Genomic DNA, 7,467 nt, shown 5'->3' on the forward strand with positions numbered 1-7,467 from the left:
CCCCGCCTGCGGCCCCGCCGGCGGGGGTGGCCACAATGGCGGCGTGAACGACGTGGACTACCAGGTGCTGCTGCACGAGGCGATGGCGGCGGCCCGGCGGGCGCCGGAGCGAGGGCGGGTCGCCGACTACATCCCGGCCCTCGCGAAGGCCGACCCGACGGCCTTCGGGATGGCGATCGCCACCGTGGACGGCGAGGTGTTCGGGGCGGGCGACTGGCAGCACCCGTTCTCCATCCAGTCGGTCTCCAAGCTGTTCACCCTCGCGCTGGCGCTGGCCGAGGGCGGCGACGCCCTCTGGGCGGGCGTGGGCCGGGAACCCTCCGGCAACCCGTTCAACTCGCTGGTGCAGCTGGAGTCCGAGCAGGGCATCCCGCGCAACCCGTTCATCAACGCGGGCGCGCTGGTGGTGACCGACCGGTTGCTCAAGCTGACCGGCGACGCGGTGGGCGCGGTCCGCGGGTTCCTCCGGGCCGAGTCCGGGAACCAGGCCGTCGCGGTGGACGAATCGGTGGCCTCCTCCGAGGCGCAGCACGGCCACCGGAACGCCGCGATGGCGCACTTCATGGCCAGCTACGGCAACCTGCGCAACCCGGTGGAGAGCGTGCTCGCGCACTACTACGCGCACTGCGCCGTCGAGGCGAGCTGCCGCGACCTCGCCCTGGCCGGGCTCTTCCTCGCCCGGCACGGCATAAGGGCCGACGGCTCGCGGCTGCTCTCCCGCAGCGAGGCCAAGCGGATCAACGCCGTGCTGCTCACCTGCGGCACGTACGACGCGGCCGGGGAGTTCGCGTACCGGGTGGGGCTGCCCGGCAAGAGCGGGGTGGGCGGCGGCGTGCTGGCCGTGCTGCCGGGCCGTGGCACGGTCTGCGTCTGGAGCCCGGGCCTGGACACCGCGGGGAACTCGGTGCTCGGGGTCGCCGCCCTGGACGCGCTGACGACGGCGACCGGCTGGTCGGTGTTCTGAGCACCCCCGCCCCCCGCTGTGGACCGGGCCGGGCCCGCCCGGTCAGGGAGTGCGGGTGTGGGTCAGGGTCTCCCAGCCGATGAAGTAGTCGACGCCGAAGGGGCTGTGGGCCGCCACGTACCGCTCGGTCTGCGGCAGCGCGAGGCCCTCCCGGTCGTGGTACTCGTTGTAGGCGAGCTGGACGGCCGGCCCGAGACCGGTGTCGAGGGTTCCGTTGCACAGCCGGCCCGGGGCCTTGCCGCCGTTCTCGTACGTGGTGTGGAACTCCAGGGCCTTGACCAGGCGCTGCCGCCCCTCGCTCCACAGGTCCAGGCCCTGCAGCCGGGCCGTCTCGGCGGTCTGCGCGGCCGCCGCCAGGCCCCAGCCGGTGTGCCCGAAGTCGCGGCAGGTCTCCTGCGAGAGCCCGTCGACGAAGGTCTGCTGGCCCTGCCAGTACCGGACGAGTGCGTCCCGTCCGCTGATGCCCGCGTTCGGTGGCGGTACCGGCAGGCTCCCGTCCGAGGCCAGGTACACGTAGGCGGGCAGCCGGCCGCGCCACAGTGTCACGGCCCGGTCGAAGGCCTTGTGGTCGTCGAGGAAGACGGCGATGCCCATCAGCGCGTCGGTCTCGATCAGCTCCCAGTTGCCGTTCTTGCGGGGGCTGCCCGGGGTGAGCTGGGGCTGGTAGACGGTGCGGAGCATGGTGGCGAAGCGGTCGACGGAGGCGGCGGGCCAGCCCGCCTTCGAGTACCGGATCAGCTCGGCGGCGCGGGCCCAGTTGTTGCCGGACCAGCCGGTCTGCAGCTGCGCGTTGGAGTCGGTGTGCTCGCGGATGACCTTCGCCCAGGCGTCCATGATCTCGATCGCCTTGTCGGCGTGGCGCTTGTCGCCGCCGAGGACCCACTGCAGGGCGTGGGTGTAGGCGGCCATCGAGTCGTCGCGTTCGTCGGAGCAGCCGTGGTTGGGGTTCGAAGCGGAGCCGCACTCGACGGTGGCGCGCGGCTTGGGCTGCCAGGAGAGGGCGGCGTAGCGGCTGGCCTTGAGGCCGGCGAAGGCGGACGCCCACGGCTCGGCGCCGGCGTCCACCTTGGCCTTGACGAAGGCCAGTTGCTGCTCGCCCACCAGGACACCGGGGTGGCGGAACGCCGCGTCGAGCGGCCGTGCCTGCTGCCGGCCGGGCGCGGCGGCAGCGGGTGCGGCGGTCGACGCGGTGGCGGGTGCGGAGGTGATCGCGAGCAGGGCGGCGAGCGCCGCCCCGGCGGTCAGGGCCTTCGTGGTCCGGTGGCGCATGGGGGAGTCGTCCTCTCGGCGGGGGAGCGGCGTCGGGGCGAGCATGTTAGGAAAGTTTCCTAACGAGAGCCCACACTCATGGGCATGCCAAGGGTGAACGGCTTTCCGTCGGGCGCGGCACGCGGAGCGGCGGGCCCGGTCCGGGCCCGCCCGGCGGTTTCACGGGCGGGTCTTGAGCCCGTCCAGGGTGAGGTCGAGGAGGCGCTCCGCTCGCGGCCGCTGCTCGGGGCCCGCCGAGGTGAGCGCGATGCCTTCGAGGGCGGCGGCGAGGTCGGCGGGGCTGATGTCGGTGCGGATCGTTCCGGCGGCCGCGCAGGCGTCCATGAGCACGGTGATGGCGGCCTGGATCATCTCCCGGCTGTGGCCGTAGGGGCTGCTTCCCGTCGCGGCGATGGCGCGCAGCGCGTCGATCATGCCGTACTTGGCGGTGACGTAGTCCAGGAAGAGGCGCGTCCAGGCGTGCAGGGCCTCGTGCGGCGGCTTCGTCGCCAGGAGGGCGGGCGCCGCGTCGCACAGCTGGGCCACCTCGTTGCGGTAGACCGCCTCGACCAGTGCCTCCCGGGTGGGGAAGTTGCGGTACAGGGTCGCGCTGCCCACGCCCGCCTCCTTGGCGATGCGTTCCAGGTGCACGTCCAGCCCCTCCGCCGCGAACATCCGCACGGCGGCCGTGAGGATCTTCTCCCGGTTGCGCCGTGCGTCGGCCCGCAGCGGTCGCTCTGCTCCGTCGGCCATCGGTGTTGCCATCCCCTCTCGGACGATCCGCTTGCTAACCGGAGGCGCCCCCACTTAGTCTGAGATAACCGGGGGCACCCCCGTTTTCACTGTAGATCAACGTGCTGACGTGCGCACGCGTCACATCCCCGGGAAAGGAAGCCGATCATGTCAGGCATCGAGGGCAAGGTCGTCGCGATCACCGGCGCCAGCAGCGGCATCGGCGAGGCGACGGCGATCCACCTCGCCGGACGCGGAGCCCGTCTGGTGCTCGGAGCCCGGCGGGAGGAGCGGCTGAACGCGGTGGTGGACCGGATCACGGCGCAGGGCGGCTCGGCCACCGGCGTCGTCGTCGACGTGACCCGCCGCGAGGACCTCACGCGCCTCACGGACACGGCGGTCGAGCGCTACGGCCGGCTCGACGTCCTGGTCTCCAACGCCGGCACCATGGCGATCTCGCCGTTCGACGAGCTGCGCCAGGACGACTGGGACGCCATGGTCGCCACCCACATCACCGGCCTGCTGAACGGCATCGGGGCGGCACTGCCGGTCTTCCGGCGGCAGCGCTCCGGCCAGTTCGTCAACGTCGGCTCCACCGCCGCCTACGTCGTGAAGCCTCCCCAGGCCGTCTACGCCGCCACCAAGACGGCGGTGAAGGTGCTGACCGAGGGTCTGCGGCAGGAGGCGGGGCCGGACCTGCGGGTCACCCTCGTCTCGCCGGGGTTCACCGACACGGAGGGCGTGGGCAAGGGGGCGAGCCCCGAAGCGGCGGCGGCCGTCGTCCGGCTGCGCGACGAGATCGCCATGCCGCCCTCCGCCGTCGCCGCCGCCATCGGGTACGCGATCGAGCAGCCCTACGGTGTCGACATCAGCGAGATCGTGGTCCGCCCCACCGCGCAGGCCTGACGGCGGCGCGGGTGACCGGTGAGGTCGGGCCGACCGCCGCCGGGTGGCCCGTCCGCCGGCCGCCGGACGTCACTTCACGGCGACGGCGAAGTGCGCGCTGTTGTCGGCCGGGCGCGGGTCACCGGGCAGGTCCGCCTGCACGGTCCCGTCGAGCGTCCCCGGGTCCGTGCCGGACGCGACGCCGAGCCGCACGTCGGCGGTCACCGACCCGTCGACGGCGAGCCCGGCCGGGACGGTGCACGTGACGGTGTGCCCGAACGGGCCGGTGGAGCAGTCGGCCGGGGCGAGCCCGGTCCCGACGACCCCGGGCGGCAGCTGCACCACCAGGGAGAACGGCCCCACGGTGGGGACGTCGCCGACGTTGACCACCGTGGCGTGCACGACCGTGGTGCCACCCGCCGGCACCGGTGCCGGGTCCTCCACCGCCACCCGCAGGTCCGGCCCGCACGGCCCCCGCACCGCCGCCGTCCCGGCCCCGAGCACCACCAGTGCAGCCAGCACCCGCACCGCCGTGCGGAACACCCGTCGGGACATCGCCCTCACCCGCCTCACGTCGTCGCCACCCCCGCGCGCCCAGGATCCGGGCCCGCGCACCTCCGGCGGCACGGGCACGACGGGAAGGCACCCGTACGAGCGGCCGGCGGCTGTGCCGATTGCCGCCCCGGCGGCCGTGCGGACCGAGCCCCCGAGCACGGGGGCGCACCGGCGGAGAAATCGGTTGCCGCGCCGCTCCGGTGTTCGGGCAGACTGCAGGCGAACCGTCACACGGGAGACGCCAACGCATGAGTACGCCACCATCGCCGCGTGGAGCGGAACGGACTGACGGACCGTCCGTCCGGATCGGAGCCCTCGTTCCGCTGACCCGGCCCGGCTGGGCCGAGGCGGGCCGGCACCTGCTCGCCGGACTGGAGCTGGCCGCGGGCGAGGTCAACGACGCCGGCGGGATCGCCGGGCGACCGCTCGAACTGGTGGTCCGGGACACCGCGGCCGATCCGCAGCGGGCCGCAGCGGCCGTCGACGAACTGGCCCGCCTGGGCGTGGCCGCGGTGGCGGGGGAGTACCACAGCGTCGTCGCCCGGGCGGCCGCCGCCAGGGCGGACGCCCTGGGCCTGCCGTTCCTCTGCTCGTCGGCGGTCCTCGACGCGCTCACCGAACAGCCGACGGAATGGGTCGCCCGCCTCGCCCCGGCGCAGTCCCGGGGCTGGCGAATCTACGCGGACTTCCTCCTCGGTGCGGGCCACACGCGCATCGCCGTGGCCGCCGAGCCGAGTGTCTACTGGGCGTCCGGGGCCCGCATCCTGCGGGACCACCTCGCCCCGCGCGGCGGCACCGTCATCGAACTCGACGCGAGCGCGCTCACCCCCGCGGCCGTGTGCGACGCACTCGCCGCCCACGACGCGACGGTCCTTCTGCTCCTGGTCGGCCACCCGGAGCCGGCCGTGCCGATCGTCAGGTCCGTCCGCCGCGACCAGCGCCTCGCCGGGCTCCTGATCGGTGCCCCGGCCGGGCAGCCGGAGTTCGCCGAGTGGGCGGCGCTGCTGGGCGACGACGGCGCCGCGATCCCGTTCCTGCGCTACCTGCCCGAGCGCCTCGGCCCACTCGGTGCACGCGTCGGGACGGCCCTCCGTGAGCGGTTGGCCGAAGCGCCCTCCTTCGTCGCCTTCGAGGGGTACGACACGGTCCTCGTTCTCGCCGAGGTGCTGCGCTCGCACGGCACGGACCGGACGCGCATCGCCGGATCCTGGTCGCGCGTCGTGGTCGAGGGCACCCGCGGGCGGATCCGCTTCTGCCACGCGCCGGGCATCGACGTCCGGCAGTGGGCCTGGGCGCCCGTCCAGGTCGTCGACCGGGACCCCGCGGAACCCGGCCGCTTCCGGGTCCTTCACCATGGCTGAGCGGGCACGGATGTCCGGGAGCCGCGGGCTCCGAGGGGTGGGAGAGCTGATACGCCGACCGTGGTTCCTGCCACTGGCGGGGGCACTGGTCGCGCTCCTGGTGGTCATCAGGTGCCTGTTCGGCGCGGCCGCACAGTGGCAGGCCGGAAGCCTCATCGATGCCGAGCCGCTCAGGGTGGACGCCACGATCACCGCCGCGGTGCCGAAGAAGGGCGGCGAGCTGTACACCGTCACCTACCGGGTGGGTGACCGCGACTACCGCACGACGGCGCTCGGCCTCAAGCGCGTCAGGCATCCGGCCGTCGGGGTGAGCGTCCCGCTGGAAGTGGCTGCGGGCGACCCGTCGACGGCCCGCGTGGTGGGCGGCCGCTACCCGGACGACGAGGTGCCGGCGACCTTCGTCCTCGGTTCCGTGGGTGCCGCGGCCGCTCTGCTGATCCTGCTCTGGTTCGCGCTCCGCGGCGTCCGGAGCGCCGGGGAGCCGGAGCCGCGCGCCTGAGCGGGCCCTCGGACGCCCGCTCGGTCGCGGCCGCATCGGTTCCACGACCGGGCCGTTTGGGCGGTGCGGTGGCGGGCCAGGATTCCGGTGCCATGTTGTGCCGTCCATGACCGATGGCGGGGGTCGTCCCGTGCGCCGTCTTGCCGCGTTCCTGGTCCCGCTCCTCCTCGCGGTGCTCGTGGCCTCGGCCGGGAACGCGCGCCCGGCGGCCGCCGCCCCCGGTCCCGCGGTGCCGGCTGCCGGGGCACCGAACCCGGTGATCTTCGTGCACGGCCGCAACGCCGACCCGGGGGTGTGGTCGGGGATGATCGACTCCTTCAGGGCGGGCGGCTACCCGGCCGACCGGCTGTTCGCCTGGGGCTACGACAGCTCGCAGTCCACCGACGAGGTGCTCTCCGCCCGGCTCGCCGCCTACGTCGACGGCGTGCTGCAGCGCACCGGCGCGGCACGGGTGGACCTCGTCGCCCACTCCCTCGGCAGCCTGCCGACCCGCTGGTACGTCAAGTTCGGCGGTGGCGCTGCCAAGGTCGGCCACTGGGTCTCGCTGGCCGGGCCGAACCACGGCACCACCGTCGCCTGGCTCTGCGCCCTCCGGGACCAGGGCTGCCGCGACATGACCCCCGGCTCCTACGTTCTGAGCCGCCTCAACAGGGGGTCCAGCCAAGGGACGTGTAAAAGGGGCCATGACGTGATCTTGAAACCCTGATCAGGCCCGCCGAACATCCACCACTGCCAGCTGCTGCTTGTCCCGGGTATGGCGCTTTCGATCTTCGGCCGATTCCGGCGGTGTGACCATGTGCCCGCGGGCGGGCGCCGCTTGCGCTGACTGCTGGCATCGGGTTGTAGGGCTTCAGGATGACGTCGATCGAGCGGACCGCGTATCCGCGGTTCAAGCGGCTGATCACCGCGCGTGAGCTGCACCTGTTCTTCTCGCCGAGCCGGGAGGAGGTGGGGTGGGCAGTGGCCCGTACGGACCCCGATGGGCACCAGCTCGCGCTGTTGGTGCTGCTGAAGTCCTACCAGCGGATGGGGTGCTTCCCGCGGTGGGAGGAGGTCCCGGAGACGGTGGTCGACTTCGTGCGGCGGGCCGTGGAGCTGCCCGAGGGGGTTGTGGCCGGCTACAGCGCACACGGCTGTCGGAGGTGCACGGCCTCTCGCTCCCCGCCGACCGCGACCGGGCGGCCGAACTGCTCGGCCCCCGGCTCTGGCCCTGGATCGACCCG

Annotated in this window: 9 protein-coding genes; 6 read left to right on the forward strand and 3 right to left on the reverse strand. The window is 73.8% G+C overall.

Annotated features, from left to right (window positions below):
- Positions 1–52: 52 nt before the first annotated feature.
- Positions 53–964: a glutaminase gene (locus tag ABZ885_RS31995; RefSeq protein WP_360196401.1), complete on the forward strand. Its 912-nt coding sequence runs from the start codon at positions 53–55 to the stop codon at positions 962–964.
- A 42-nt stretch (positions 965–1,006) separates the two neighbouring features.
- Here the strand turns inward: ABZ885_RS31995 and ABZ885_RS32000 are convergent, their stop codons facing one another.
- Together ABZ885_RS32000 and ABZ885_RS32005 are read right to left on the reverse strand one after the other, a co-directional pair.
- Positions 1,007–2,233, reverse strand: coding sequence for an alginate lyase family protein (locus ABZ885_RS32000; RefSeq protein WP_360196380.1), 1,227 nt, complete (start codon positions 2,231–2,233; stop codon positions 1,007–1,009).
- 159 nt (positions 2,234–2,392) lie between these two features.
- Positions 2,393–2,965 carry a helix-turn-helix domain-containing protein gene (locus ABZ885_RS32005; protein ID WP_360196383.1) on the reverse strand — a complete coding sequence of 191 codons (573 nt, stop codon included), beginning with the start codon at positions 2,963–2,965 and terminating at the stop codon, positions 2,393–2,395.
- Between the two features lie 147 nt (positions 2,966–3,112).
- Between ABZ885_RS32005 and ABZ885_RS32010 the strand changes: the two genes are divergently transcribed.
- Positions 3,113–3,850 carry an SDR family oxidoreductase gene (locus ABZ885_RS32010; RefSeq protein WP_360196386.1) on the forward strand — a complete coding sequence of 246 codons (738 nt, stop codon included), beginning with the start codon at positions 3,113–3,115 and terminating at the stop codon, positions 3,848–3,850.
- Positions 3,851–3,919: 69 nt separating this feature from the next.
- On the opposite strand, the gene ABZ885_RS32015 is transcribed toward ABZ885_RS32010, so the two are convergent.
- A complete protein-coding gene (locus tag ABZ885_RS32015; protein WP_360196389.1) occupies positions 3,920–4,384 on the reverse strand; it encodes a hypothetical protein in 465 nt (154 codons plus the stop codon).
- Positions 4,385–4,632: 248 nt separating this feature from the next.
- On the opposite strand from ABZ885_RS32015, the gene ABZ885_RS32020 reads away from it, so the two are divergent.
- The 4 genes from ABZ885_RS32020 to ABZ885_RS32035 all read left to right on the forward strand — a co-directional run.
- On the forward strand, positions 4,633–5,745 hold the full coding sequence (locus ABZ885_RS32020; protein WP_360196391.1) for an ABC transporter substrate-binding protein: 1,113 nt from the start codon (positions 4,633–4,635) through the stop codon (positions 5,743–5,745).
- A gap of 37 nt (positions 5,746–5,782) precedes the next feature.
- Positions 5,783–6,244: a hypothetical protein gene (locus tag ABZ885_RS32025; protein WP_360196393.1), complete on the forward strand. Its 462-nt coding sequence runs from the start codon at positions 5,783–5,785 to the stop codon at positions 6,242–6,244.
- Positions 6,245–6,374: 130 nt separating this feature from the next.
- Positions 6,375–6,950, forward strand: coding sequence for a triacylglycerol lipase (locus tag ABZ885_RS32030; protein WP_360196395.1), 576 nt, complete (start codon positions 6,375–6,377; stop codon positions 6,948–6,950).
- Between the two features lie 149 nt (positions 6,951–7,099).
- Positions 7,100–7,467, forward strand: a 368-nt coding sequence (locus tag ABZ885_RS32035; RefSeq protein WP_360196398.1) for a DUF4158 domain-containing protein, incomplete at its 3' end; no start/stop codon positions are given.

The organism is Kitasatospora sp. NPDC047058, assembly GCF_040643935.1.
Taxonomy (GTDB): Bacteria; Actinomycetota; Actinomycetes; order Streptomycetales; family Streptomycetaceae; genus Kitasatospora.